The sequence below is a fragment of the Streptomyces parvus genome (assembly GCF_032121415.1).
Classification (GTDB): domain Bacteria; phylum Actinomycetota; class Actinomycetes; order Streptomycetales; family Streptomycetaceae; genus Streptomyces; species Streptomyces globisporus_A.
In genome coordinates this window covers 3,456,528-3,480,601 of record NZ_CP135079.1, presented here as the reverse complement: position 1 = coordinate 3,480,601, position 24,074 = coordinate 3,456,528, and the positions used below count along the sequence as shown (strand labels likewise).

General features: G+C 69.3%; 25 protein-coding genes. 12 read left to right on the top strand and 13 right to left on the bottom strand.

The window, feature by feature from the left end; genetic code table 11:
* Positions 1-30 precede the first annotated feature (30 nt).
* From RNL97_RS16575 to RNL97_RS16560, 4 genes are all read right to left on the bottom strand, one after another.
* Complete coding sequence (locus tag RNL97_RS16575; RefSeq protein WP_024263706.1) at positions 31-468, bottom strand: SsgA family sporulation/cell division regulator; 438 nt, start codon at positions 466-468, stop codon at positions 31-33.
* Positions 469-569: 101 nt separating this feature from the next.
* A complete protein-coding gene (locus tag RNL97_RS16570) occupies positions 570-1,346 on the bottom strand; it encodes an IclR family transcriptional regulator (protein ID WP_313750872.1) in 777 nt (258 codons plus the stop codon).
* A gap of 370 nt (positions 1,347-1,716) precedes the next feature.
* A complete protein-coding gene (locus RNL97_RS16565) occupies positions 1,717-1,929 on the bottom strand; it encodes a DUF5326 family protein (RefSeq protein WP_029182270.1) in 213 nt (70 codons plus the stop codon).
* A gap of 156 nt (positions 1,930-2,085) precedes the next feature.
* Positions 2,086-2,403 (bottom strand): cupin domain-containing protein, encoded by a 318-nt coding sequence (locus RNL97_RS16560; protein WP_006126030.1) that lies wholly within the window; start codon positions 2,401-2,403, stop codon positions 2,086-2,088.
* 87 nt (positions 2,404-2,490) lie between these two features.
* Here RNL97_RS16560 and RNL97_RS16555 point away from each other — a divergent pair, with 87 nt between their 5' ends.
* The 4 genes from RNL97_RS16555 (at position 2,491) to RNL97_RS16535 (ending at position 6,258) form a co-directional block, all read left to right on the top strand.
* The gene (locus tag RNL97_RS16555) at positions 2,491-2,868 is read left to right on the top strand and encodes a phage holin family protein (protein ID WP_243314417.1); all 378 of its coding nucleotides are present in this window, start codon (positions 2,491-2,493) and stop codon (positions 2,866-2,868) included.
* Between the two features lie 138 nt (positions 2,869-3,006).
* Positions 3,007-4,131, top strand: coding sequence for a cystathionine gamma-lyase (locus RNL97_RS16550; RefSeq protein ID WP_313750871.1), 1,125 nt, complete (start codon positions 3,007-3,009; stop codon positions 4,129-4,131).
* 56 nt (positions 4,132-4,187) lie between these two features.
* Complete coding sequence (locus RNL97_RS16545; RefSeq protein ID WP_010060465.1) at positions 4,188-4,667, top strand: NUDIX domain-containing protein; 480 nt, start codon at positions 4,188-4,190, stop codon at positions 4,665-4,667.
* 649 nt (positions 4,668-5,316) lie between these two features.
* The gene (locus tag RNL97_RS16535; RefSeq protein ID WP_313750870.1) at positions 5,317-6,258 is read left to right on the top strand and encodes a GNAT family N-acetyltransferase; all 942 of its coding nucleotides are present in this window, start codon (positions 5,317-5,319) and stop codon (positions 6,256-6,258) included.
* Between the two features lie 117 nt (positions 6,259-6,375).
* On the opposite strand, the gene RNL97_RS16530 is transcribed toward RNL97_RS16535, so the two are convergent.
* Positions 6,376-7,587, bottom strand: coding sequence for an MFS transporter (locus RNL97_RS16530; protein WP_030579422.1), 1,212 nt, complete (start codon positions 7,585-7,587; stop codon positions 6,376-6,378).
* A 140-nt stretch (positions 7,588-7,727) separates the two neighbouring features.
* Between RNL97_RS16530 and RNL97_RS16525 the strand changes: the two genes are divergently transcribed.
* Together RNL97_RS16525 and RNL97_RS16520 are read left to right on the top strand one after the other, a co-directional pair.
* Positions 7,728-8,186 carry a MarR family winged helix-turn-helix transcriptional regulator gene (locus RNL97_RS16525; RefSeq protein ID WP_313750869.1) on the top strand — a complete coding sequence of 153 codons (459 nt, stop codon included), beginning with the start codon at positions 7,728-7,730 and terminating at the stop codon, positions 8,184-8,186.
* A 41-nt stretch (positions 8,187-8,227) separates the two neighbouring features.
* Positions 8,228-8,680: a GNAT family N-acetyltransferase gene (locus tag RNL97_RS16520; RefSeq protein WP_313750868.1), complete on the top strand. Its 453-nt coding sequence runs from the start codon at positions 8,228-8,230 to the stop codon at positions 8,678-8,680.
* A gap of 65 nt (positions 8,681-8,745) precedes the next feature.
* On the opposite strand, the gene RNL97_RS16515 is transcribed toward RNL97_RS16520, so the two are convergent.
* A complete protein-coding gene (locus tag RNL97_RS16515) occupies positions 8,746-10,122 on the bottom strand; it encodes a serine hydrolase domain-containing protein (RefSeq protein WP_243314413.1) in 1,377 nt (458 codons plus the stop codon).
* Between the two features lie 308 nt (positions 10,123-10,430).
* Between RNL97_RS16515 and RNL97_RS16510 the strand changes: the two genes are divergently transcribed.
* Complete coding sequence (locus tag RNL97_RS16510; RefSeq protein ID WP_106978399.1) at positions 10,431-11,150, top strand: dienelactone hydrolase family protein; 720 nt, start codon at positions 10,431-10,433, stop codon at positions 11,148-11,150.
* A gap of 5 nt (positions 11,151-11,155) precedes the next feature.
* Here RNL97_RS16510 and dnaB read toward each other — a convergent pair whose 3' ends face one another.
* Positions 11,156-12,634 carry a replicative DNA helicase gene (gene dnaB, locus RNL97_RS16505; protein ID WP_030579434.1) on the bottom strand — a complete coding sequence of 493 codons (1,479 nt, stop codon included), beginning with the start codon at positions 12,632-12,634 and terminating at the stop codon, positions 11,156-11,158.
* A gap of 457 nt (positions 12,635-13,091) precedes the next feature.
* On the opposite strand from dnaB, the gene RNL97_RS16500 reads away from it, so the two are divergent.
* Entirely contained in the window at positions 13,092-14,429 is a 1,338-nt protein-coding gene (locus tag RNL97_RS16500; RefSeq protein WP_313750867.1) for an MATE family efflux transporter, read from the top strand.
* 160 nt (positions 14,430-14,589) lie between these two features.
* On the opposite strand, the gene rplI is transcribed toward RNL97_RS16500, so the two are convergent.
* The 4 genes from rplI to rpsF all read right to left on the bottom strand — a co-directional run bounded on the left by rplI (position 14,590) and on the right by rpsF (position 16,317).
* Positions 14,590-15,036, bottom strand: coding sequence for a 50S ribosomal protein L9 (gene rplI, locus RNL97_RS16495; RefSeq protein ID WP_030576021.1), 447 nt, complete (start codon positions 15,034-15,036; stop codon positions 14,590-14,592).
* 18 nt (positions 15,037-15,054) lie between these two features.
* Positions 15,055-15,291, bottom strand: coding sequence for a 30S ribosomal protein S18 (gene rpsR, locus RNL97_RS16490; protein ID WP_003967857.1), 237 nt, complete (start codon positions 15,289-15,291; stop codon positions 15,055-15,057).
* Between the two features lie 43 nt (positions 15,292-15,334).
* Positions 15,335-15,952, bottom strand: a complete 618-nt coding sequence (locus tag RNL97_RS16485) for a single-stranded DNA-binding protein (RefSeq protein WP_313750865.1) — start codon at positions 15,950-15,952, stop codon at positions 15,335-15,337.
* A gap of 74 nt (positions 15,953-16,026) precedes the next feature.
* Complete coding sequence (gene rpsF, locus RNL97_RS16480) at positions 16,027-16,317, bottom strand: 30S ribosomal protein S6 (RefSeq protein WP_006126011.1); 291 nt, start codon at positions 16,315-16,317, stop codon at positions 16,027-16,029.
* A gap of 328 nt (positions 16,318-16,645) precedes the next feature.
* On the opposite strand from rpsF, the gene RNL97_RS16475 reads away from it, so the two are divergent.
* The 3 genes from RNL97_RS16475 (at position 16,646) to RNL97_RS16465 (ending at position 19,389) form a co-directional block, all read left to right on the top strand.
* Positions 16,646-16,987, top strand: a complete 342-nt coding sequence (locus RNL97_RS16475) for a hypothetical protein (protein ID WP_030579439.1) — start codon at positions 16,646-16,648, stop codon at positions 16,985-16,987.
* A 172-nt stretch (positions 16,988-17,159) separates the two neighbouring features.
* Positions 17,160-18,278 (top strand): lipid II:glycine glycyltransferase FemX, encoded by a 1,119-nt coding sequence (locus RNL97_RS16470; protein ID WP_030579441.1) that lies wholly within the window; start codon positions 17,160-17,162, stop codon positions 18,276-18,278.
* Between the two features lie 79 nt (positions 18,279-18,357).
* The gene (locus tag RNL97_RS16465) at positions 18,358-19,389 is read left to right on the top strand and encodes an alanine racemase (RefSeq protein ID WP_003967862.1); all 1,032 of its coding nucleotides are present in this window, start codon (positions 18,358-18,360) and stop codon (positions 19,387-19,389) included.
* Between the two features lie 27 nt (positions 19,390-19,416).
* Here RNL97_RS16465 and RNL97_RS16460 read toward each other — a convergent pair whose 3' ends face one another.
* Positions 19,417-20,919: a glycosyltransferase family 87 protein gene (locus tag RNL97_RS16460; protein WP_243314412.1), complete on the bottom strand. Its 1,503-nt coding sequence runs from the start codon at positions 20,917-20,919 to the stop codon at positions 19,417-19,419.
* Positions 20,920-21,099: 180 nt separating this feature from the next.
* Positions 21,100-23,520 carry a transglycosylase domain-containing protein gene (locus tag RNL97_RS16455; protein ID WP_030579448.1) on the bottom strand — a complete coding sequence of 807 codons (2,421 nt, stop codon included), beginning with the start codon at positions 23,518-23,520 and terminating at the stop codon, positions 21,100-21,102.
* On the opposite strand from RNL97_RS16455, the gene RNL97_RS16450 reads away from it, so the two are divergent.
* Positions 23,500-23,739: a hypothetical protein gene (locus tag RNL97_RS16450; protein ID WP_078651981.1), complete on the top strand. Its 240-nt coding sequence runs from the start codon at positions 23,500-23,502 to the stop codon at positions 23,737-23,739. The two genes, RNL97_RS16455 and RNL97_RS16450, sit on opposite strands and share 21 nt — an antisense overlap.
* Positions 23,740-24,074: the final 335 nt, after the last annotated feature.

Sequence of the window (24,074 nt, the reverse complement as noted above, 5' to 3'; positions counted from 1 at the left end):
GAGCGGGCGGGAAGGGCGGGGTGCGGCCGGTCAGCCGGCGTTCTGCTCCTCGGCGAGGATGCGGCCGAGCGCGTCCTCCAGGTTCCCGTCGAAGTCACCCAGCGTGTGCTCCTGGCCGAGCGGCACGAGCTTGTCCGTCCGGTCGAGAAACGCCACCAGCGGTGCCGTCCCCGCCCGGAACAGCGCCCGATCCGCGCCGACCTGGAGCCGGATGTGCACATCTCCGAGTCCCTCGGGCTCGGTCGGGCCGATGTGCACATCTCCGTCGCCGCTCGGGCTGTTGAGCCCGTCCAGCAGCAGTTCACGTCCGAACGCCCAGGTCACAGGGGCATCGCCGGGCAGGTGGAACGTCATCCGGATGGCGTACGGATCGCCGACCTCGTACCGGAGCTCCACCGGAATACGGAACGAGAGCTCCTCGGAGACGAGGAAGCTCATCATGACCTCTGCTTGAACCGACTCGCGCATCGTTCAACCCCGCAGTAGATGAAACTGGCCAGGAATGATCCCCCATGGCCCTATTGACGCCATCGTGGTGCACGCGATAGCAGATCACAAGGAGTGATTTTTCAGATACTGATAGAGAACACGAACGAACGCAAGAGGCTGGCGACTTCGCCACGTAGCTGTTCGACTGCGGGGAGCAACCGATCTTCGTGGTCCAGGGGTACGGAAATGGCCATCGCCGCAATGGTGGCACCGGCCGTGACCGGAATCGCGGCGCAGACGGTCCCCAGTGCGTACTCCTGGCGTTCGATGACCGGTTCACCTCGTCGGAGGGTGCGCAACCGTTCCAGAAGTGTGGCGCGATCTCGCACTGAGTAACGGGTGAGGGGCCGAACGGGGTGCCGGTCGAGGTGGTCCTCGCGGGCTCTCTCGTCGAGCTGGGCGAGCAGACACTGGCCGATGGCGTGCGCGTGGCCGGTCTCCCGGAACGAAGCCCACTCCTCCACCGCCGGGGTGTCGGGGGCGTCCGCGACCGCGATGAGGTCGATCTCGCCGTCGCAGTAGACGGCCCAGTACACCGGCGCTCCGATGACGTCCCGCCACCGGTCGAGGGAGTCGGCGACGGAGACGGGGCGGGGCCGGCTCCTGCCCCCGGGAGCCGCGGTCAGGTTCTCGGCGGCGGCGCCGAAGAGGAAGACACCGTTCTCACGGCGGAGATAGCCCTCATGGGTCAGGGTGCGCAGCAAGTGGTACGCGGTCGGAAGCGGAAGCCCCGCCTCCCGCGCCAGTTGCTTGGCAGGCGCCCCGTCCCGATGAGCGCCCACAGCCTCCAGCAGCCTCAACGCCCGCTGAACCGAACCGATCAACGTCGGGACAGCGGTGCTCGATGCCGTGGTCAAAGGCCACCCCCAGGCGTGGTGACGGGCCGTCGGCCCTCCCGTGGGGGCCGCCCCCACGGGCCTGCCGCGATCCCGAGGGCCGGAGGGGACCGGAGATCCGGTGACCATGACCGGCGAGGACCGATCCGGGCGCCGGAGTTCGGAGGCCAACGACCGGACTGTCGTACCCAGGAGCGATCAGGCGATCGACAAGGTGACGGAAGGTCACATTCCGGATGGCGGCAGCGGTTTGCCACTGTATCGGCCGCCTGCGGCAGACGGGTGGTTTCCTCCGGGACTTAGCTCTGCTGGGCTAATCCCACGCGGGCCGGACGGGACAGGCCGGCCCCCGCGCCGGCCTGCGGTCCGTGGCACCCGGTCGTCCTGCGGACTACCAGTCCCCGCGCGAGGACGACGACGACATGAACTTGCGGACGACGAAGATCAGTCCGCCGACCAGCACGACGAAGATCAGCGCCTTGAAGAGCAGGCCGATCACGAAGCCGACCACGCTGGCGATCAGACCGCCGAACACGAAGATCGCAATGACGGGCACCGCGATCCACTTCACCCACCAGGGCATTCCCGCGAATATCTCCCGCACGGCCATCGCCTCTACCTCGTCTCTCTGGGTCCTTGCCTCGATGCTAAAGGCGCGAAGGCCCGCGACGGGCGCGTGCAGCCCTTGAAGACCCCTGATCGAGCCCCTAGGGATCCCTGACGCAAACGCGAGCTCCCGGCATGGTCCGGGGCAGGTGGCTCAGCCCTCCGGGGGCGAGAAGACGACCATCACCCTGAGGTCCTCGGTGATGTGGTGGAACTTGTGGGCCACGCCCGCGGGCACATAGACGACGCTTCCCCTGCCGACCTGGGTCGTCTCCATCCCCACCGTGATCGACGCACGTCCGCTGACGACGAAGTAGACCTCGTCCTGCTGGTGGGGCTGCTGCGGATCGAGCTCTCCCGCGTCCAGGGCGTACAGACCCACCGACATGTTGCGCTCCCGCACGAACTGCAGATAGGCGCCGTCGTTGGCGGCCCGCTCCGCCTCCAGCTCGTCCAGTCTGAATGCCTTCATGGCCCGTCCCGCCCCTTGTGCCCGTGCTGTCGGCTGTACCTGTGCTGTCGGTGTCCGCCACCGATCGTGTCTGCCACGATCAGACACATGAAGAATTTCGTAGTCAAGACGATCGCCAACGCGGGTGCGCTGGCCGTGGCCATCTGGCTGATCGGCAACATCACGCTGGAGGGCGGCAGCACGGGCCGCAAGGCCCTCACCCTGATCCTGGTGGCGCTGATCTTCGGGCTGGTGAACTCTCTGGTGAAGCCGGTGGTCCAGCTCCTGACCTTCCCGTTGTTCATCCTGACGCTGGGATTGATCACCCTGGTCGTCAATGCCCTGATGCTGTTGCTGACCTCCTGGCTGGCCGGCGTGGTCGACCTCAGCTTCCACGTCGAAGGGTTCTGGACGGCGGTGCTCGGCGGACTGATCATCTCGGTCGTGTCCTGGGCACTCAACGTCGTCCTGCCCGACGAGAGCTGACGCGGGGCTTTCGGGGCTCCGGCATCCGCGATTCCAGCATTCGGGATTCCGGGACCCGGCGGAAGGCTGCTCCCGAGCCTCTCTGGAAGAGTGCAGGGGACACCGGTCTCCACCGGGGAGAACAGCGAAGGAGCAGGCATGAGCACCATGGGCGACGGAACACGTGCGGTACGTGCCGGGCTTCCGGAACCGGAGCAGTTCGCACCCACGCTGCCCGGCCCCGTCTTCGCCGCGCACTTCCACCTCTCCGGCGAACCGGTGGGCCCGTACACCTACGGCCGGGAGACCAACCCGACCTGGACCCATCTGGAGCGGGCCATCGGTGAGCTGGAGGCTCCCGGCGAGGACGTGGGCACGACGGTGTTCGCCTCGGGCATGGCGGCGATCACCGCGGTACTGCTCTCCCAGGTCCGCTCGGGCGATGCCGTGGTCCTGCCCGACGACGGCTACCAGGCGCTCCCCCTCGTACGGGAGCAGCTGGCGGCGTACGGGGTCGAGGTCCGGACCGCGCCGACCGGGGGTGACGCCCAGCTGGCCCTGCTGACGGGAGCGAAGCTCCTGTGGATCGAGAGCCCGTCCAACCCGGGCCTGGACGTCTGCGACATCCGGCGGCTGGTGGAGGCCGCGCACGCGGCGGGCGCCCTGGTCGCCGTCGACAACACCCTGGCGACCCCGATCGGCCAGCGCCCGCTGGAGCTGGGCGCCGACTTCTCCGTCGCGAGTGACACCAAGGGCATGACCGGCCACGGCGACATCCTGCTCGGCCATGTGACCTGCCGCGACCCCCGGCTGACGGCGGACGTCCGGCGCTGGCGCAAGGTCGTCGGGGCGATCCCCGGACCGATGGAGGCATGGCTCGCCCACCGTTCGCTGTCCACCCTCCAGCTGCGCATCGACCGGCAGTGCACCACCGCTCTCGCCCTCGCCGAGGCCCTGGCCAAGCGGACGGAGGTGACGGGCCTGCGGTATCCGGGGCTGCCCACCGACCCGTCGTACGCCGTCGCCACACGCCAGATGCGGCGCTTCGGTTCCGTCGTCTCCTTCGAGCTGGCCGACCGGGACACCGCGGAACGGTTCCTGACCGAGCTGCGCCTGGTGGACGACGCGACGAGCTTCGGCGGCGTCCGATCCACCGCGGAGCGCCGGGGCCGCTGGGGCGGCGACGCCGTCGCGGAGGGCTTCATCCGCTTCTCGGTCGGGGCGGAAGACCCCGAGGACCTGCTCGCCGACGTCGAACAGGCGCTGGACGCGGCGGTCCGGTAGGGCCTGTCGTGGGCCGGGGGAGTTTCAGACGGCTCTCCACGGGCCACGCTCTTGCCATGACCGAACGTCCTGTGGTCAAGCGCACCGCACGCGCCGTCCTGCTCGACGGCGACGACCTCATCCTGATCAAGCGCACGAAGCCGGGAGTCGATCCGTACTGGCTCACGCCCGGCGGCGGGGTCGAGCCGGAGGACGCCACCGTCGTCGACGCGCTGCACCGCGAGGTCGACGAGGAGCTCGGCGCCAAGATCGTCGACGTGGTCCCGTGCTTCGTCGACACGGTGGAGCACATCGCGGACGGCGGCGTGACGGGGGTGAAGGTCCAGCACTTCTTCGTCTGCCGGCTGGCGTCGATGGACGTCTCCCTGCGGCACGGCCCGGAGATCGACGAGCCCACCGGGGAGTACGAGATCGTCCGGGTGCCGTTCAGCCGGGTCGGGATCGCGGCCGTGCACCTCGTCCCGCTGTCCCTGCGCCACTACCTGGACGGCAATATCGAAGGCGTACGCGCGATGCACGCCCCCGACCTGGGCTGACGTCCCCGCGCCGGTGCCACGCCCCGGTACCGGCCGAGGCATCTGCTCCCCGGCCGGTACCCGTGGATACTCCCGCTGCGGGACGCCCCGGGAGGCGTCGGGCCCGGCATCGTGTTTCACGTGAAACCACTCAAGCGCCCGTACGCCGAGGGCTCCTCGTCGCCCATGTCGCTGTCTCCGTCAGCTGGCTCGGCCTGACCGCCGGTCTGCTGGCGCTCGGCATCACCGCGTTCGCCACCGGAGATCCGGCCACCGTGGGGGCCGCGACCCGGGCCGTGAAGATCTTCGGGACTGGCTGGTGGTTCCGGTGGCGCTGCTCGCCCTGGTCAGCGGTCTGGTGCTGGCGCTGGACACTCCGTGGGGTCCGGCCCGGCATCGCTGGGTGTGGACCAAGTTCTGGCTGACCCTGATCACGGCGAGTCTGTCGATCTTCTCCCTGCGCCCCGGGATCGACGCGGCGGCTGCCGACGGAGCCGTCGACATCAATCTCGTGATCGCACCGTCGGTGGCCACCGCCACCTATCTCTTCATCACCGCGATCTCGATCCTCAAGCCCTGGGGCTCACCCGGCGCGGCAGGCGGCTGCGGTTCTCGGCCAGTTCCGCGAAACCGGTGGACGCGCGATCATCCCGTCAGACAGCCTGACCCCATGCACAGCCCTTCACCCCGCTCCCTCGTCGACCTGCCGATCCGACGCCTGAACCGGGGAGACCTGGTCCCCTGCGCCGATCTCTGCGAGGACCGCGGCTGGCCGCGCGACGAACACCGGTGGGGGCTGCTCCTCTCGGCCGGCACCGGGTACGGGATCGACGCCCCGGACGGCAAGGGTCTGGCGGCGACCTGCCTGACCATGCCCTACGGATCCGACTTCACCGCGGTCGGCATGATGCTCGTCGCCGGACGCTACGCACGTCAGGGGATCGCCCGCCGGCTCATGCGGCATGTGATGGAGACCGCGCGGGACACCCCGCTCACCCTGTACGCCACGGAGCAGGGTCAGCCGCTCTACGAAGCCCTCGGCTTCTCCCCCGTGGGCCGGGCCGAACGCGTCGGCGGCCGTTTCCAAGCGATCGGCTCCGGCGGCTCCCCCGCAGCCTCTGCCTCTGCCGCCCCCTCCTCGTCGGCTGACCCGGCGTCGGCGCTTTGTTCGTCGGCCTCGTCCGTGACCACCCGGCCGGCCGCGGCAGACGATCTGCAGGCGATGGTCCGGCTCGACCTCCCCGCGTTCGGCACCGACCGGACGCACCTCCTCGCCCGGCTGCCCGCCTTCTCCGACCGGCTCCAGGTCGCCGAGGAGCACGGCGACCTGGTCGGCTACGCGGCGCTCTGGCCGAGCGGACAGGCCGAGGTGGTGGGGCCGCTGATCGCACGGGACACGGCCACCGCGCAGGCACTGATCGCGGCCCTGGCCGCCACGACGGACCGGCCGCTGCGGGCCGATGTCGACGCCCGGCACAAGGAGTTGCTCGGCTGGCTGACGGAGCACGGCCTGGAGCCCCTTTCCCGGACCACCGTGATGACGTACGGCATCCCGGACCTGCCCGGTGACGCCGCCCGCAGGTTCGCCCCGCTCACCGTCGCGACGGGCTGACACGTAAACAGCCGCACCGCCACGAGGACGGTGCGGCTGTATCTCGCTCGGGAGGGAGCGCGGGGCAGCCGATTCGCCGTGCGGCTGAATCGCGGTGCGGCCCGGAGGTGGTGGGGCTCAGTGGCGGGCAGCCGCGACGGGAGTCGGCTCCGAGCTGCTCCCGGTGACGATGCGGCCCTTCCCGGTCTCCCGGCGCTCCAGGATGCTGGAGAGCACCGCCAGGACCAGCGCCGAGGCGGCGAGCGCGGCGCCGACCCAGTTGGGGGCCGTGTAGCCGAGGCCGGCCGCGATGACGAGACCGCCGAGCCAGGCGGACAGGGCGTTGCCGAGGTTGAAGGCCCCGATGTTGACCGCGGAGGCCAGCGTCGGCGCGCCCGCCGCCTGGTCGAGGACGCGCTTCTGCAGCGGCGGCACGGTCGCGAAGCCCAGGGCGCCGATCAGGACGATGGTGACGGCCGCGGCGACCTTGTTGTGCGCGGTCACGGTGAACAGGCCGAGGACCACGGCGAGCGCGCCGAGCGACACGTACAACAGGGGCATCAGACGGCGGTCGGCGAACTTCCCGCCGATCAGGTTGCCGCCCACCATGCCGAGGCCGAAGAGGACCAGCAGCCAGGTGACGGACGAGGCCGAGTAACCGGCGACCTCGGTCATCATCGGGGTGATGTAGGTGATAGCGGCGAAGACCCCGCCGAAGCCCAGGACGGTCATGGCCATCGCCAGCAGGACCTGGACGTTGCGGAACGCGGCCAGTTCGTGGCGGATGCGCACACCTTCCGCCTTGGGCTGCTCCGGGACGAGCTTCGCGACGCCGAGCAGTCCCACGACACCCAGGACGGCGACGACGAGGAACGTGGTCCGCCACCCCGCGGTCTGTCCGATGAACGTGCCGAGGGGAACGCCGACGACGTTGGCGACGGTGAGTCCGGTGAACATCATGGCGATGGCCCCGGCCTTCTTCTGCGGGGCGACCAGATCGGCCGCTACCACCGAGCCGATACCGAAGAAGGCACCGTGCGCCAGAGAGGCGATCACGCGCCCGGCGAGCATGACGCCGAAGACCGGAGCAAGCGCGGACACCACGTTGCCCACGACGAACAGCCCCATGAGCAGCATCAGCATGCGCTTACGGGTGACGCGGGTGCCCAGCAGCGTCATCAGCGGGGCCCCGAGGACCACACCGAGCGCGTAGCCGGTCACCAGGAAGCCCGCAGTCGGGATCGAGACCTGGAAATCACCGGCGACCTCGGGGAGCAACCCCATGATCACGAACTCGGTCGTTCCGATCCCGAATGCCCCGATGGCGAGAGCGAGGAGCGCTAGCGGCATGGGTTTGACCTTCCCTGGAGATTGCGTCTGCGTGTTACGAGCGTCCACAATAATTGCAGACGCTGGTTAATTGCAAGCGCGGGCTATTGCGGATGTCCCCTATCCTGGAGGCACACCGCTCCCGCACGGAGGAGAGAGCCATGACAGCGACCGATCCCGCCCTGACCGCCATTGCCCAGAGCTGGTGCACGCTCTCGCTGCTCCACGGGAAGATCGAGGCCCGTGTCGAGCGGGCTCTCCAGGCCGGTCACGGGCTCAGCGCACGCGAGTACTCCCTGCTAGACGTGTTGAGCCGGCAGCACAACGGGGTCGGCGGGCATCTTCAGATGAAGCAGGTCGCCGACGCCGTCGTCCTCAGCCAGAGCGCCACCACCCGGCTCGTCACGCGGCTGGAGGACCGTGGGCTGCTGACCCGGTATCTCTGCGACACCGACCGTCGGGGCATCTACACCGACGTCACGGAGGCGGGGCTCGCGCTGCTGGAGGCCGCCCGGCCGACGAACGACAGCGCGCTGCGGGCGGCCCTGGACGAGGCGGCGGAGAACCCGGAGCTCGCCCCTCTGGTCAGGGCGGTCGAAGAGCTGAAGGCCCCGGTCTGACCGATCCCGGCGTCCCCGGCACCCGCCTTAAGATGCCGATCATGAGCGATCTCGAAATACGCCCCGCCACCCCGGACGACCTGCCCGCGGTGGTCGCGATGCTCGCCGACGACCCTCTGGGCGCGCAGCGCGAGTCACTGGAGGACCTCACCCCGTACCAGGAGGCGCTCCAGCGGCTGGCCGACGACCCGAACCAGCACGTGGTCGTCGCCGTCCGCCAGAACCGAGTCGTCGGCACCCTGCAGCTGACCATCATCCCGGGGCTGTCCCGCCGGGGCTCGACACGGTCGATCATCGAGGGCGTCCGCATCCACGGCGACGAGCGCGGCAGCGGTCTCGGCACCCGGCTCATCCAGTGGGCGGTGGACCAATCCCGCCGCCAGAACTGCCAGTTGGTGCAGCTGACCTCGGATGTCACCCGCGAGGACGCGCACCGCTTCTATGAGCGGCTCGGCTTCACGGCGAGCCATGTGGGCTTCAAGCTGGCGCTCTGAGAGAAAGAGAGCGGGGGGCGTTTCACGTGAAACACCCCCCGCTTCTGCGTCCTGAGGCCCAGAGCTCAGCCGTCGAACCCGCGCCAGCCCTCCGCGTCCACGCCGCCGGGCACCGCCGCCCCCGCCTCGTACGGCGCACGTGTGAAGACGAACGAACCCAGGTCGAGGTGGTCCACCGAGCCGTCGTCCTTGCGTACGACGCGCAGGACCTCCCCCGCGTAGTAGTCGTTCTGGCCGGTCCAGGTGCCGTCCGGCCGGTACGTGAAGGCCGCGCCGCGCCCCTTGCCGCCGAGCGGCGTGAGCTGGAGACCCCGGTCCCCTGTGAGGCTCAGCGTGAACGCGCTGGTCCCCCAGTGCCAGACGCCGGTCAGCGCGAGCAGTTCGTCGTCCACCTCGGGCAGCGGACGCCAGGGTTCCGGGATCCGTGGCTCGGCCTCGACGACGATGCCCAGGAGTTCGGCCGCCACCGTCGCGGCGGGCAGCCCGGAGGTGGCATTGGCGAGGGCGACCGCAGCCACGTCCTCCTCCTCGCAGACCCAGAGGCCGGCGACGAATCCGGGAAGCGATCCCGAGTGCCCGAAGAGCACGCGCCCTTCGCCCCCGACGACCTGGAGCCCGAGACCGTAGCCGCTGCCGCCTGTCTCGACCGGCGCCGCAGGCGCACGCATCTCCCGTACGGAGGAGGCCGAGAGGACCCGGTCGTCGCCCTCGGTCAGGAAGGCGGCGAACCTCAGCAGATCCTCCGCGGTGGACCAGAGCTGACCGGCGGGCGCCATGATCCCGAGGTCCTCGGCAGGCTCACTCAGCATCACATCGGCCCAGGGGTGGACGGCCCAGCCGCCCGCGTGCGGTGCCACGGGGGCGCTCGTCGTCCGGTGCATGCCCAGGGGCTCCAGGATCTCCCACCGCAGCGCCTCCTCCCAGGAGACGCCGCGAACCGCTTCCACCAGCGAACCGAGCAGGGTGTAACCGGGGTTGGAGTAGTGATGCCGATGCCCGGCCGGATGCATCTGCGGCCGGTCTCCCAGGACATCGGCGATCTCCGGCCGCAGGCTGCCGGGCGTCCGCTCCCACCAAGGGGCCGGCGTCTCGGCTCCCAGCCCCGCGCTGTGGCACAACAGCTGAAAGACGGTCGCCGCGCCCGCTCCCGTACCGGGAAGATGCTTCTCCAGGGGGTCGTCCAGGTCGATCAGGCCCTCGTCCCGCAGCCGCAGCACCAGAACGGCCGTGAAAGTCTTGGTGATCGAGCCGATCCGGTACTGCGTATCGGCATCGGGAGCATGCCCGTCGACACACGTACGCGCCCCGCTCCAGGCCGTACGCCCCTGGCGCCCCACCGCGGCCACCACGGACGGCGCACGCCCGTCCCGCTGCGCGACGGCGATGCGGTGCAGCAGGGCGCGCCGGGTACTGGGAAGCAGGTCTTCACCGAGAGAAGTCATGGTCCAACCCTTATCCGACCGGCCGCTCCTTGACGAACCCATTTTCGGGCAGCGCCGGCATGGTCACAGCGAGTGGAGGAATCCTCTGACAGCATCGGCGAATTCCCCTGGGACGGTGTCGTGCACGGTGTGCCCGACGGGTCCTCGGCGGGGTGCGTGAACGTACGCCCTGCCCCGAAGCGAAATCGCACCCGGCCAAATCGTCTGACACGCATACTCGTTGAACACACCGCCCCGCCCGTCGCTCCGGCGAACGCCGGAGCGCGACGAACTCCCGAGAAGGAAGATCCACCATTCCCACCAAGACCGTGCAGATCCCCACCGCGGACGGCCTGGCCGATGCCTTCGCCGCCTACCCCGACCAAGGCGAGCGGCACCCCGGCGTGCTGATGTACCCGGACGCCTTCGGCATCCGGTCCACCATCCGGGACCTGGCGGACGAACTGGCCGGGCACGGGTACTACGTGCTCGTCCCCAACTTCTTCCACCGGGAAGGGCCCACACCGATCATCGACCTTCCCGAACACATCGGAGAAGCGGACCGGTCCGCGCTCGTCGCCCGACTGATGCCCCTGATCAAGGACCTCACCCCCCAACGCGTCCTGAGCGACGCCGACGCCTACCTCGGCTTTCTCGCGGCGCAGCCCGAGGTCGCCACGGGACCGGTCGCGGTGACCGGCTACTGCATCGGCGGCCTCCTGGCGACCCGCACCGCCGCGGCCCACCCCGACCGGGTGGCCGCCCTCGCCGCGTTCCACGCCCCCGTCGCCGCCGCCGGGCCCGAAAGCCTGGTCCGCCTCACCGCCGACGTCCACTTCGGCCATGCCGCGACGGACATCACCCCCGAGGCACTCGGCGAGCTGAACCAATCCCTGGAGGGCGCGGGGATCGCCTACACCTCGGAGATCTACCCCGGCACCGTCCACGGCTTCACCATGTCCGACACCGACGCCTTCGACCCGCCCGGCCTGCGGCTCCACTGGGACCGCCTGCTCCCGCTCCTCACCCGCGCGCTGGCGAAGAGCTGAGCCCGTCAGGTCTGCGCCATGTCCACGAAGCGGGAGTAGTGGCCCTGGAAGGCCACGGTGATGGTGGCCGTCGGACCGTTACGGTGCTTGCCGACGATGATGTCGGCCTCGCCCGCGCGCGGTGACTCCTTCTCGTACGCGTCCTCACGGTGGAGCAGGATGACCATGTCGGCGTCCTGCTCGATGGAGCCGGACTCACGCAGGTCGGACACCATCGGCTTCTTGTCCGTACGCTGCTCGGGGCCACGGTTCAGCTGCGAGAGCGCAATCACGGGGACCTCCAGCTCCTTGGCCAGCAGCTTCAGGTTTCGGGACATGTCCGAAACCTCCTGCTGACGGCTCTCGGACCGCTTCGACCCGCCCGCCTGCATGAGCTGCAGGTAGTCGATGATCACCAGCTTGATGTCGTTGCGCTGCTTGAGCCGACGGCACTTCGCGCGGATCTCCATCATCGACAGGTTGGGGGAGTCGTCGATGTAGAGCGGAGCGGCCGAGACCTCGGGCATCCGGCGCGCGAGCCGCGTCCAGTCCTCGTCCGTCATCGTGCCGGACCGCATGTGGTGCAGGGCCACCCGCGCCTCGGCCGACAGCAGACGCATCGCGATCTCGTTGCGCCCCATTTCGAGGGAGAAGATGACGCTGGGCAGGTTGTTCTTGATCGACGCGGCACGCGCGAAGTCCAGCGCGAGGGTGGACTTGCCCATCGCGGGGCGGGCCGCGATGACGATCATCTGGCCGGGGTGCATGCCGTTCGTCAGGGCGTCGAGATCCGTGAAGCCCGTCGGCACACCGGTCATCTCGCCGCTGCGCGAGCCGATGGCCTCGATCTCGTCGAGCGCGCCCTCCATGATGTCGCCGAGGGGGAGGTAGTCCTCGCTGGTGCGCTGCTCGGTGACCGCGTAGATCTCGGCCTGCGCGGAGTTGACGATCTCGTCGACGTCCCCGTCCGCCGCGTATCCCATCTGCGTGATCTTCGTGCCCGCCTCGACCAGTCGCCGCAGCACCGCCCGCTCGTGGACGATCTCGGCGTAGTACGAGGCGTTGGCCGCGGTGGGCACGGACTGCACCAGCGTGTGCAGATACGGCGCTCCGCCGACCTTGGTGATCTCTCCGCGCTTCACCAGCTCGGCGGCGACCGTGATCGGGTCGGCCGGCTCGCCCTTGGCGTAGAGGTCCAGGATCGCCGTGAAGACGGTCTCGTGGGCGGGGCGGTAGAAGTCGTGGCCCTTGATGACCTCGACCACCTCGGCGATCGCGTCCTTGGACAGCAGCATGCCGCCCAGGACCGACTGCTCGGCGTCGACATCCTGGGGCGGGACCCGCTCGAAGCTGGGGGCACCACTGTCCCAGGCCTCGTCCGAGCCCCGGTCATGGCGGTCCTCGCGCCCCCCCTTGCGGTCCCCGCGACGCTGACGGGAGACAGGCAGACGGTCCCCGGGACCGGTCTCGGTCCAGGGGTCGTCCAAAGGCTCGGGAATGCTCACCGGGCCGCCTCCTCCCGTCCGCATCGCGGACCTAGCCGTGCCACTCTTTCTTACGGCACGGCACCGACAAACAGGTCGCCCGACTCCACTTCCGGCGCGTCTGGTTCGGTGGATTCCGGTGCCGGAACGGAGTGCGGGCGCCGCACCACGGTAGGCCCCTCGGCACCGTCAGCCAATCTGGTTATCCACAGGCCATGTGGACGACGGACCAGATGCTGTGGAGAACCCTGCCGAACCTGTGCACGGACCGGGGGACAGCACTGTGGACAAACTCATAGGTCCTCCCCCGCGACCGCCCTGACCTGCACCTTCTCCGTCCACTGACTGTGGGGGAGAAAAACTTTCGCCCTCATTTCAAGATCACCGCAAACGGCGTGGGACGCGTGGCTCCGACAGGACGTACGTAAGGACCACTGAAGCATTGCATCTCTTACCTGTGGAAGATTAGATTGACCCCATGACCCAGGCCCCCGCGACCCCGAAGAACGGCCGCCGACGACACGACCGCGAGATCATCGCCCTTGCCGTCCCGGCGTTCGGCGCACTCGTCGCCGAGCCCCTCTTCGTGATGGTCGACAGCGCCGTCATCGGCCACCTCGGCACCCCGCAGCTGGCCGGTCTCGGTATCGCCGCAGCCCTCCTGATGACAGCCGTGAGCATCTTCGTCTTCCTCGCCTACGCGACCACGGCGGCCGTCGCCCGCCGCGTGGGGGCGGGCGATCTGCCCGCCGCCATCCGCCAGGGCATGGACGGCATCTGGCTCGCCCTTCTGCTCGGAGCCGCCACCGTCGCCCTCGCGATCCCGACGGCTCCCTGGCTCGTCGACGTCTTCGGCGCCTCCGACACCGCGGCTCCGTACGCCATCACGTATCTGAGGATCTCCATCCTCGGCATCCCGGCCATGCTCGTCGTGCTCGCCGCCACCGGTGTACTGCGCGGCCTCCAGGACACCCGCACCCCGCTGTACGTCGCCATCGGCGGTTTCACGGCGAACGCCGTCCTCAACGTGACCCTCGTCTACGGCGCCGGGCTCGGCATTGCAGGATCCGCGTGGGGAACGGTGATCGCCCAGGTGGGTATGGCCACCGCCTACCTCGTCGTGGTGATCCGCGGAGCACGAAAGCACGGTGCCTCCCTGCGCCCCGACGCGGCCGGGATCAGGGCCAGCGCGCGGGCCGGCGTACCCCTGCTGATCCGGACCCTGTCCCTGCGCGCCGTCCTGATGATCGCCACCGCCGTCGCCGCCCGGCTCGGGGACGTCGACATCGCCGCGCACCAGATCATCCTCTCCCTCTGGAGCCTGACCGCGTTCGCGCTCGACGCCATCGCCATCGCGGGTCAGGCGATCATCGGCCGGTATCTCGGGGCGGGCGACGAGAAGGGCGCGCGCGAGGCCTGCCGCCGCATGGTCGAGTGGGGTATCGGCTGCGGCATCGTGCTCGGCGTCCTCATCGTGCTCGCCCGGCCGCTGTTCATCCCGCTCTTCACGAGCGACCCCTCGGTGAAGGACGCCCTGCTCCCCGCCCTCCTGGTCGTGGCGGTCTCCCAGCCCATCGCCGGCGTGGTCTTCGTGCTGGACGGGGTCCTGATGGGAGCCGGTGACGGACGCTATCTCGCGTGGGCGATGCTGGTGACGCTCGCCCTCTTCGCTCCCGTCGCGCTCCTGGTTCCCTCACTCGGTGGCGGGCTCACCGCGCTCTGGTGGGCGATGACCCTGATGATGACCGTCCGCCTGATCACGTTGTGGCTGCGTACCCGGTCGGGCCGGTGGATCGTGACCGGGGCCACCCGCTGACCAGTTGGGTCCGCCGCCGGTTTCCAGGGGGGCTGTTTCACGTGAAACAGCCCCCTCGTTTCACGTGAAACAACGCGCCCCCGAACGTGGCGCCTCCGGACACAGCGAAGGGCCGCACCCAGAGGGTGCGGCCCTTCAGTGGCTCTGCTGAGCTCTGCCCTTAGGCAGCAACGACCTCGACGCCGAGCTTCGCTGCGACCTCGGGGTGCAGACGGACGGACACCTGGTGTCCGCCGAGCGTCTTGATCGGCGAGCCGAGCTCGACGCGACGCTTGTCGACGTCGGGACCACCGGCAGCCTTGATCGCCGAGGCGATGTCGGCCGGGGTCACGGAGCCGAAGAGACGGCCGGCGTCGCCGGAGCGAACAGCCAGACGGACCTTCACGCCCTCGAGCTTGGCCTTGATCTCGTTGGCCTGCTCGATCGTCGCGATCTCGTGGATCTTGCGGGCGCGGCGGATCTGCGCCACGTCCTTCTCGCCGCCCTTGGTCCAGCGAATGGCGAAGCCACGCGGAACCAGGTAGTTGCGGGCGTACCCGTCCTTGACGTCGACGACGTCGCCGGCGGCACCGAGGCCGGAGACCTCGTGGGTGAGGATGATCTTCATGCTGTTGTCACCCTTCCCTTATCGCGCGGTGGACGTGTAGGGCAGCAGCGCCATCTCACGGCTGTTCTTGACTGCCGTGGCGACGTCACGCTGGTGCTGCGTGCAGTTGCCGGTGACGCGGCGGGCACGGATCTTGCCGCGGTCGGAAATGAACTTCCGCAGCATGTTCGTGTCCTTGTAGTCCACGTACTGGGTCTTGTCCTTGCAGAACGCGCAGACCTTCTTCTTAGGCTTGCGCACAGGCGGCTTCGCCATGGTGTTTCTCCTGTGTGATCAAGAAGTGGGGGTACGAGCAGCCCTAGAAGGGAGGCTCGTCCGAGTAGCCGCCGCCGCCGGAGGAGCCGCCGGAACCGCCGGAGCTTCCGCCCCAGCCGCCCCCGCCGCCCTGCTGTCCCCCGCCCTGGCCGCCGGCCGGCGAGCCGGTCGCCCACGGGTCGTCGGCGGGTGCACCGCCGCCACCCTGCTGGCCACCGCCACCGGGACCGCCGCCCCAGTTGCCGCCGCCCTGCTGGCCGCCGCCGTATCCACCCTGGCCGCCCTGACCACCGCGACCGGTGGTCTTGGTGACCTTGGCCGTGGCGTTCTTGAGGCTGGGGCCGACTTCCTCGACGTCCAGCTCGTAGACCGTGCGCTTGACGCCCTCACGGTCCTCGTAGGACCGCTGCTTCAGCCGGCCCTGCACGACGACGCGCATGCCTCGCTGGAGCGATTCCGCGACGTTCTCCGCCGCCTGACGCCAGACCGAGCAGGTGAGGAACAGGCCTTCGCCGTCCTTCCACTCATTGGTCTGCCGGTCGAAGATGCGGGGAGTGGACGCGACACGGAACTTCGCGACCGCCGCACCGGACGGGGTGAAGCGCAGCTCGGGGTCGTCGACGAGATTGCCGACGACCGTGATGACGGTCTCGCCTGCCATGGGTGAACCTCTCGGCGGGGATTGCTTCTGGCTGCTTGCTGCTACTCGGACCCGAAAACCGCTGAGCTAGATGCTCAGTGGACTTCGGGACGGAGGACCTTGGTCCGGAGGACCGACTCGTTCAGGTTCATCTGGCGGTCGAGCTCCTTGACGACCGCAGGCTCGGCCTGCAGGTCGATGACCGAGTAGATGCCCTCGGGCTTCTTCTTGATCTCGTAGGCGAGCCGACGACGGCCCCAGGTGTCGACCTTCTCCACCTTTCCGTTGCCCTCACGGACGACGGAGAGGAAGTTCTCGATCAGCGGGGAGACTGCTCGCTCCTCGAGATCGGGGTCGAGGATGACCATCACCTCGTAGTGACGCATGTGGAACCCACCTCCTTTGGACTCAGCGGCCACGGTCGTTCCGTGGCAGGAGGGTCGTGATGCGTGATGCAACGGCGTTCCCGAGGAGAACACCCAGCACTGACAATCCGCTCGCGAACGATCCCGTGGGGGAGGTTCGAGGAGGAGCTCGCCGTGCTGGCCTGGGCAGACACCGGTGCAGACCGTACAGACTACCCGTAGACCGGCTTCCGGTTGAAATCAGGAGCTCAGAGGGCACAATCGAGACAGATGCGGTGTGAGAGGCGCTACACCCGCCGCAGCGGGAGAGGCGTGATCCACCGCCCACCTGTCGGCCAGGAGGTACTCCATGGCACAGACCATCCGCCCCGCCGGCTCCCGGTCCCCGGCCGGCCGCCGCGCCACCGGTTCGCTCTTCGCGACCGACGGCAAGCCGCACCCCGTCCAGGACGTCCTGATGGTGGTGACCGGGGTGCTCGGCATCCTCGCCTTCGTCACGGCGATGTTCCACCATCTGCACCTGATCAGCTCCTGGGCAGGCCTCATCGGGATCCTGACCGGCGCCTACGGCCAGTACATCTCGAAGACCACCTGGGAGAGGTTCGGCCTGATCATGGGTCTTGGGGCCTCCGCTGTCGGCTTCTATCTCGGCATGGCCCACGGCGGCCTCTTCGGCGGCGTGATCACCTGACCGGAGCACCGGCCGGAACGCGGACCGGTGCGGGTGCCCGGGCACCCGCACCGGTCCGCGTCGCATTCCGTCCCCCCGGGGCCAGGCCGGGCACCCCTCGGTCGCAGTAGGCTTCGGCGCGAGAGCCGGAGCCCCTGACCGATGGGGACACACCTGCCGAGGAGCGCCCCGCATGAGCCTGACCCTGAGGACCATCAGCCGAGAGCAGCATCTGGCGTACATCCAGAGCCTGCCTTCGGCCAGTCACTGCCAGGTCCCGGCGTGGGCTGATGTGAAGACCGAATGGCGCTCGGAGAACCTGGGCTGGTTCGACCGGGACGGCCAGATCGTCGGCGCGGGCCTCGTCCTGTACCGCCAGCTGCCCAAGATCAAGCGCTACCTGGCGTACCTCCCCGAGGGCCCGGTCATCAACTGGTACGCGCCGAACCTGGACGACTGGCTCCAGCCGATGCTGGCCCACCTCAAGCAGCAGGGCGCCTTCTCCGTGAAGATGGGCCCGCCGGTGGTCATCCGCCGCTGGGACTCCGCGGCCATCAAGTCCGGCATCCAGGACCCGGACGTGAAGCGCCTGCGGGACGTCGAGGCCACCCACATCGAGCCGCGCGCCTTCGAGGTCGCGGACCGGCTGCGGAAGATGGGCTGGCAGCAGGGCGAGGACGGCGGCGCCGGATTCGGTGACGTACAGCCCCGCTACGTCTTCCAGGTGCCGCTGGCCAACCGCTCCCTGGAAGACGTCCTCAAGGGCTTCAACCAGCTGTGGCGCCGCAACATCAAGAAGGCCGACAAGGCCGGCGTCGAGGTCGTCCAGGGCGGCTACGAGGACCTGGCCGAGTGGCAGCGGCTGTACGAGATCACCGCCGTGCGCGACCACTTCCGGCCGCGCCCGCTCTCGTACTTCCAGCGCATGTGGACCGTCCTCAACTCCGAGGACCCCAACCGGATGCGGCTCTACTTCGCCCGGCACAACGGCGTGAACCTCTCCGCGGCCACGATGCTCGTCGTCGGCGGACACGTCTGGTACTCCTACGGCGCCTCCGACAACATCGGGCGCGAGGTCCGTCCGTCGAACGCGATGCAGTGGCGCATGCTGCGCGACAGCTACGCGATGGGCGCGACCGTCTACGACCTGCGCGGCATCAGCGACTCGCTGGACGAGACCGACCACCTCTTCGGCCTGATCCAGTTCAAGGTCGGCACCGGCGGCGAGGCGGTCGAGTACGTCGGCGAGTGGGACTTCCCGCTCAACAAGCTGCTCCACAAGGCGCTCGACATGTATATGTCGCGCCGCTGACCGGCTTCACCACCCCTCGCGGCACCACCCGTTCGCTCCCCTGATTCACCGCAGCCACCAGAAAGGTTCCGGGCCGGCCATGGCGCTCTCCCTCTACGTCGACACCGCGCGCTGGCGGGCGCACCAGAAGTCCGTGATCGACCAGTTCCCCGGGCTCGTACCCGTCTGCAAGGGCAACGGTTACGGCTTCGGCCATGAGCGCCTCGCCGACGAGACGATCCGCTTCGGGTCCGACACCCTCGCCGTCGGGACGACCTACGAGGCGGCCCGGATCAAGGACTGGTTCAGCGGGGACCTGCTCGTCCTGACCCCGTTCCGGCGGGGTGAGGAGCCCGTACCGCTGCCGGACCGCGTCATCCGGTCCGTCTCCTCCGTCGACGGGGTGCACGCGCTGGTGGGCGCCCGGGTCGTCATCGAGTGCATGAGCTCGATGAAGCGCCACGGCGTCAAGGAGGAGGAGCTGGGGCAGCTGCACGCGGCGATCGAGGACGTACGGCTCGAAGGCTTCGCGCTGCACCTGCCGCTGGACCGCACCGACGGCTCCGACGCCGTCGAGGAGGTCATCGGCTGGATGGACCGGCTGCGCGCGGCCCGGCTGCCGCTGCACACCATGTTCGTCAGCCATCTGCGCGCCGAGGAGCTGGCCCGGCTCCAGCAGCAGTTCCCCCAGACCCGCTTCCGCGCCCGGATCGGCACCCGGCTCTGGCTCGGCGACCACGAGGCCACCGAGTACCGGGGGGCCGTCCTGGACGTCACCCCCGTCGTCAAGGGCGACCGGTTCGGCTACCGCCAGCAGAAGGCCGCCTCCGACGGCTGGCTGGTCGTGGTGGCCGGCGGCACCTCCCACGGAGTCGGCCTGGAGGCGCCCAAGGCGCTGCACGGCGTGATGCCGAGGGCCAAGGGCGTCGCCCGCGCGGGCCTGGCCACGGTCAACCGGAACCTGTCGCCGTTCGTCTGGGCGGGCAAGCAGCGGTGGTTCGCCGAGCCGCCGCACATGCAGGTGTCGATCCTGTTCGTCCCCTCGGACGCCCAGGAGCCGCGGGTCGGCGACGAACTGGTCGCCCATCTGCGCCACACCACCACCCAGTACGACCGGCTCGTCGACCGCTGAGCCGCCCGTGCCGAGAAACCCCCCGGCTCAGCCGTTCCGGGTGGGCGTTGCGCCCCATTCCACCTGAGGCCCGTCCGTCCGAGCCGCGTGCCCGGACGGGCGGGCCTCCGGCGCCAGCACGAACGCCTCCGGAGCCCCGTCGAGCACACCGCCCGACGGGTCGTCCGACCCGTCCGCGCGCACCGGGTCCTTCTCCGGCTGCAGGATGTCCCGGACGATCAGCGCGCACAGGTACAGCGTGCCCAGCAGGTGCAGGGCGACCGCGACCTGGTAGCCCTCCTGCGGCAGTCCCTGGTGCTTGTCCCCGCCGCTGGTGTAGGCGAGGTAGGACCAGATCCCGAGGAAGTACATGACCTCGCAGGCCTGCCAGACGAGGAAGTCGCGCCAGCGCGGCCGGGCCAGGACGGCCAGCGGGATGAGCCAGAGCACGTACTGCGGTGAGTAGACCTTGTTCGTCAGGATGAACGCGGCCACCACCAGGAACGCCAGCTGGGCGAAGCGCGGCCTGCGGGCCGCGGAGAGCGCCAGACCGGCGATGCCCGCGCAGAAGACGACCATGAGGACGACCGAGGCGGTGTTGACCGTCTCCACGTCGATGGGCTTGCCGGTGCGCTGCGTGATGATCAGCCAGAACGAACCGAAGTCGATCGGCCGCTCCTGGCTGAAGGTGTAGAACTTCCGCCACCCCTCGGGGGCGAAGATCATCACCGGCAGGTTCACCACCAGCCAGGCCGCGCCCGCGCCCAGCAGGGCCGTCCCGAACTCGCGCCACCGGCCCGCCCGCCAGCAGAGCACCAGGAGCGGGCCGAGCAGGAGGACGGGGTAGAGCTTGGCGGCCGTGGCGAGGCCGATGAGGATCCCGAAGGCGAGCACCCGGCCCCGGGACCACATGAGCATCGCCGCGGCCGTCAGGGCGACGGCCAGCAGGTCCCAGTTGATGGTCGCGGTGAGAACGAACGCGGGTGCCAGCGCGACCATCAGACCGTCCCAGGGGCGGCGCCGGTGCGTGCGGACGGTGCACACGGCGATGACCACCGCGCAGATCATCAGCATGCCCGCGTTGACCATCCAGTACATCTGCTCGCGCTGCTGGATGGGGTCGCTGTCGGGCGTCAGCGTCAGCCAGGCCGCGACCTGCATGAACACCCCGGTCAGCACGGGGTACTCCAGGTACTGCATATCGCCGCTCAGCCGGTCGAAGTACGGCACGAGGCCGTCGGCGAACCCGCGTCCCAGAAAGAGGTGCGGAATGTCGGAGTAGCAGGCGTGCGTGTACTGCGAGGTGGCGCCGCGGAACCAGGCCCACTCGTAGCAGGGGATCTTCTGCACCATGCCGAGGGCGAACATCCCGATCATGACCAGCGCGACGACGCGCACGGGTGTGAGCGGACCGTCGCCCAGCCGCGCCCAGCGCCCCGCCCGGCCACCGAACAGCTCGCTCCCGGCCGCCGCGACCTCGTCCTGATCGGTGGGCCGCGCGACGGGCGGTTCCTCGTGCACGCTCGTGTCCTCTGCGCTGGGGCTTGGCATGCCGCACATCCTGCCGTACGGGGCTGTGTCCGGGGCAAGGACCGCTCGGGGGACACGGGAGGAGTGCGCGGGATGCCGCACGCCACCGGGAACGCGGCGAGGGCCGCCGCACCCGGGTGGGTGCGGCGGCCCTCGCCGCGTTCCCGAACCGAGCCCTGCGGGGCGCGGCCGGCGGTCCGGCTATCCGGAGTTGCCCCAGATGGAGCCGGTTCCGCCCGGGTTGCCATTGGCGCCCTGGGCTCCGCCGTTGTCCGTGCCGTCGGTCGTTCCGGTGGTGTCGCCCCCACCGTCGGCTCCGGTGGTGTCGCCGCCACCGTCCGCGCCGGTGTTGTCGCCACCACCGTCCGCCCCCGCGTTCGCCCCGCCGTTGGCCTCCTGGCAGTTCGGGTCGAAGATGCCGCAGGTCCTGGTCGGCGTCGGGGTCGGGCTCGGGGTGGTCGGCGTCGGCGTCGGCGTCGGGCTCGGCTCCTCGGAGGGCTTCTCGGAGGGCGTGGGGCTGGGAGTCGGACTGGGGCTGACCGCGCCGCCGCCCCACACGATGTCGCCCGGGTCCTGCGGCTCGGGGAAGGCGATGGCCTTCTTGCCCTTCATCGCCCCGGTCATGTAGTCGTGCCAGATGGAGGCCGGGAACGAGTTTCCGTGGATCTTCTCCTCGCCACCCGTTCCGAACATCTTCTCGAACTCGCGCGTCTTGTTCGTCTCGTCGTCGTCGAGCCGGAACATGCTGATGGCGGTCGAGATCTGCGGCGTGTACCCGACGAACCAGGCGGACCGGTTGCCGTCCGTCGTGCCGGTCTTGCCCGCGGCCTCACGGCCCTCCAGACGGGCGGGCTTGCCCGTCCCGTTCTCCACGACGTTCTTCAGGACGTCCGTGACGTTGTCGGCGATCATCGGGCTGAAGGCGCGCTTCGGCTTCTTCTTGTGCTGGAAGACGACCTGCCCCTCCCGCTTCACCTCAGTGACCGAGTAGGTGTCGTTCTGCTGACCACTCGTGGCGAAGGTGGCGTAGGCCCCGGCCATGCGGATGGCGCTGGGCGACGAGGTACCGATGGAGAACGAGGGAACGGTCGCGTCCGCCATGAAGGTGTCGTCCTTCAGACCTGCGGCGACGGCGACGTCCTTGACCTTGTCCGTACCGACATCCATGCCGAGCTGCACGAACGGGGAGTTGGCGGACTGCTCCATGGCCTTCCGCAGGTCGATCTCACCGTAGTCGTAGTTGCCGTCGTTGGTCTGACGCCATTCCTCGTCGTCCTCGTTGAGCCAGATCTTGCCCGTGTAGTCCCTGATCCGCAGGCCGTCGTCGCCGTTGTAGATGCTCTTCGGGGAGATCTGGGTGCGCTGGGACTCGCTCTGCTCCGGAGGACCGGACGGATCGCGCACGCCGTACTGCATGGCCGCCGCCAGCACGAAGGGCTTCCACGTCGAACCGACCTGGGCGCCGGTGGCGTCGGCGTTGTTCGTGAAGTGCGTCGTGGCGTCCTGACCGCCGTACGTGGCGATGATGGCGCCGGTCTTCGCGTCCACGGACGCCCCGCCGAACTCGACGTGCGTGTCCGTCTTGGGGCGCTCCTTGGGCCGGATCTTGGCCTTGTAGACCTTGTCCACCGCTGCTGCGAGCTCTTCCACCCGCTTCCTCTGGAAGGTGGTGTGGATCTCGAAGCCGCCCAGCTCGAGGTCCTTGGCGGTGATGCCCTTGTCGTTGTTGGCGAGGAAGTACTTCTTGGCGAGATCCACCAGGTAACCGGTCTGGCCGCTCAGCTTGGTGTCCTGCGTCTTCGGCCGCGGCATCGGGAACTTGGTGTACTTGGCGCGCTCAGCCGCCGTCATCCGCCCGTCCTTGACCTGCTCGTCAAGGATCCACTTCCACCGGTCCTTGGCGCGCTCGGTGTTCTTCTCCTTCGTCGCGTTTTCCTTGTCGATGTCGGGGGCCCCGGCGGGGTCGTAGTAGCTCGCGCCCTTGAGCAGGGTGGCGAGGAAGGCGCACTCGCTCGGGTCCAGCTCGCTGGCGTCCTTGTTGTAATAGGTGCGGGCGGCTGCCTGCAGACCGGAGGCCCCACGTCCGTAGTACGAGACGTTGAGGTAGCCGGCCATCACGTCTTCCTTCTTCTCCTCGCCGGCCACCTTGAGCGTGATGAAGAGTTCCTTGAACTTTCGGGTGAACGTCTGGTCCTGGGAGAGCCTGGAGTTCTTGACGTACTGCTGGGTGATGGTCGACCCGCCCTGGGTCTCACCACCCGTGGCCATGTTGAACACCGCGCGCCCGATGCCCATCGGGTCGATGCCGCGGTCCGACTCGAAGCTCTTGTTCTCGGCGGAGATCACGGCGTTGCGCATCGCCTCCGGGATCTGCTCGTACTTGAGGATCTGGCGGTTCACCGCACCACCGGTCGCGACCATCGGCTTGCCGTCGGCCCAGTAGTAGACGTTGTTCTGGGCCCTGGCCGATTCGTTGACTTTCGGCTTGGACACCAAGGCGTACGAGATACCCCCCACACCCATCAACAGTGCGAGAAACCCCAGACAGAGCCCCGAGACCAACTTCCACGAGGGCACCCAGCGCCGGAACCCGTACTTGCCGTGGCGCGGGTAGTCGATCAACCGCTTCTTGCCAGGGCCGCCGTTGCCTCGCCCGCGGCCCCCCGGGCCGTCGGCACCCCCGCCGCCACCACGCCGCCGGCCGCCTCCGCCGCCCGCACCCTGACCGCCGGCGTCGGCGCCCCGGCGTCGGCCGCCGCGCTGCGCCGCGCGGCGGGCCTCGGCGCGACTGCCGTACGGGCGCTCCTCGCCGTACGACTCGGACGGCGATTCGGAAGGTGATACTGAAGTGGCTCTGCGTGACGGAGCCGCTCGGCGTCCGGTCGACTGCTGGGCGGCTCGTCTGGCCGCGGCACGCCCGCCACCCTGTGGCTCCGGCGATTTGCGACGGTGCTCGCTCATGGAACGACTACTCCTCGGGCAGGCGAGAGCGCCTGGAAGCGGCAGTTGAGATCCGGTCCCCCCGAATTACGGACAAGCCGCTGCGGAAGGCTCATCCGCAGTACATCCGGCAGTCCGCGATGACTGACGCGCGTCAGCGCTCCGCGGTTCCCGGTGGTCTGCATGCCGCACAGACTACGCACGGTCAAAACCCGCCTAGGGCCGAACTTCACCCC

Bases quoted from the DNA above. Each gene is read 5' to 3' on its own strand.
- RNL97_RS16575 (WP_024263706.1), bottom strand. From the start codon at position 468: ATGCGCGAGTCGGTTCAAGCAGAGGTCATGATGAGCTTCCTCGTCTCC.
- RNL97_RS16560 (WP_006126030.1), bottom strand. From the start codon at position 2,403: ATGAAGGCATTCAGACTGGACGAGCTGGAGGCGGAGCGGGCCGCCAAC.
- RNL97_RS16555 (WP_243314417.1), top strand. From the start codon at position 2,491: ATGAAGAATTTCGTAGTCAAGACGATCGCCAACGCGGGTGCGCTGGCC.
- RNL97_RS16550 (WP_313750871.1), top strand. From the start codon at position 3,007: ATGAGCACCATGGGCGACGGAACACGTGCGGTACGTGCCGGGCTTCCG.
- RNL97_RS16545 (WP_010060465.1), top strand. From the start codon at position 4,188: ATGACCGAACGTCCTGTGGTCAAGCGCACCGCACGCGCCGTCCTGCTC.
- RNL97_RS16535 (WP_313750870.1), top strand. From the start codon at position 5,317: ATGCACAGCCCTTCACCCCGCTCCCTCGTCGACCTGCCGATCCGACGC.
- RNL97_RS16530 (WP_030579422.1), bottom strand. From the start codon at position 7,587: ATGCCGCTAGCGCTCCTCGCTCTCGCCATCGGGGCATTCGGGATCGGA.
- RNL97_RS16525 (WP_313750869.1), top strand. From the start codon at position 7,728: ATGACAGCGACCGATCCCGCCCTGACCGCCATTGCCCAGAGCTGGTGC.
- RNL97_RS16520 (WP_313750868.1), top strand. From the start codon at position 8,228: ATGAGCGATCTCGAAATACGCCCCGCCACCCCGGACGACCTGCCCGCG.
- RNL97_RS16515 (WP_243314413.1), bottom strand. From the start codon at position 10,122: ATGACTTCTCTCGGTGAAGACCTGCTTCCCAGTACCCGGCGCGCCCTG.
- RNL97_RS16500 (WP_313750867.1), top strand. From the start codon at position 13,092: ATGACCCAGGCCCCCGCGACCCCGAAGAACGGCCGCCGACGACACGAC.
- rplI (WP_030576021.1), bottom strand. From the start codon at position 15,036: ATGAAGATCATCCTCACCCACGAGGTCTCCGGCCTCGGTGCCGCCGGC.
- rpsR (WP_003967857.1), bottom strand. From the start codon at position 15,291: ATGGCGAAGCCGCCTGTGCGCAAGCCTAAGAAGAAGGTCTGCGCGTTC.
- RNL97_RS16485 (WP_313750865.1), bottom strand. From the start codon at position 15,952: ATGGCAGGCGAGACCGTCATCACGGTCGTCGGCAATCTCGTCGACGAC.
- rpsF (WP_006126011.1), bottom strand. From the start codon at position 16,317: ATGCGTCACTACGAGGTGATGGTCATCCTCGACCCCGATCTCGAGGAG.
- RNL97_RS16475 (WP_030579439.1), top strand. From the start codon at position 16,646: ATGGCACAGACCATCCGCCCCGCCGGCTCCCGGTCCCCGGCCGGCCGC.
- RNL97_RS16470 (WP_030579441.1), top strand. From the start codon at position 17,160: ATGAGCCTGACCCTGAGGACCATCAGCCGAGAGCAGCATCTGGCGTAC.
- RNL97_RS16465 (WP_003967862.1), top strand. From the start codon at position 18,358: ATGGCGCTCTCCCTCTACGTCGACACCGCGCGCTGGCGGGCGCACCAG.
- RNL97_RS16460 (WP_243314412.1), bottom strand. From the start codon at position 20,919: ATGCCAAGCCCCAGCGCAGAGGACACGAGCGTGCACGAGGAACCGCCC.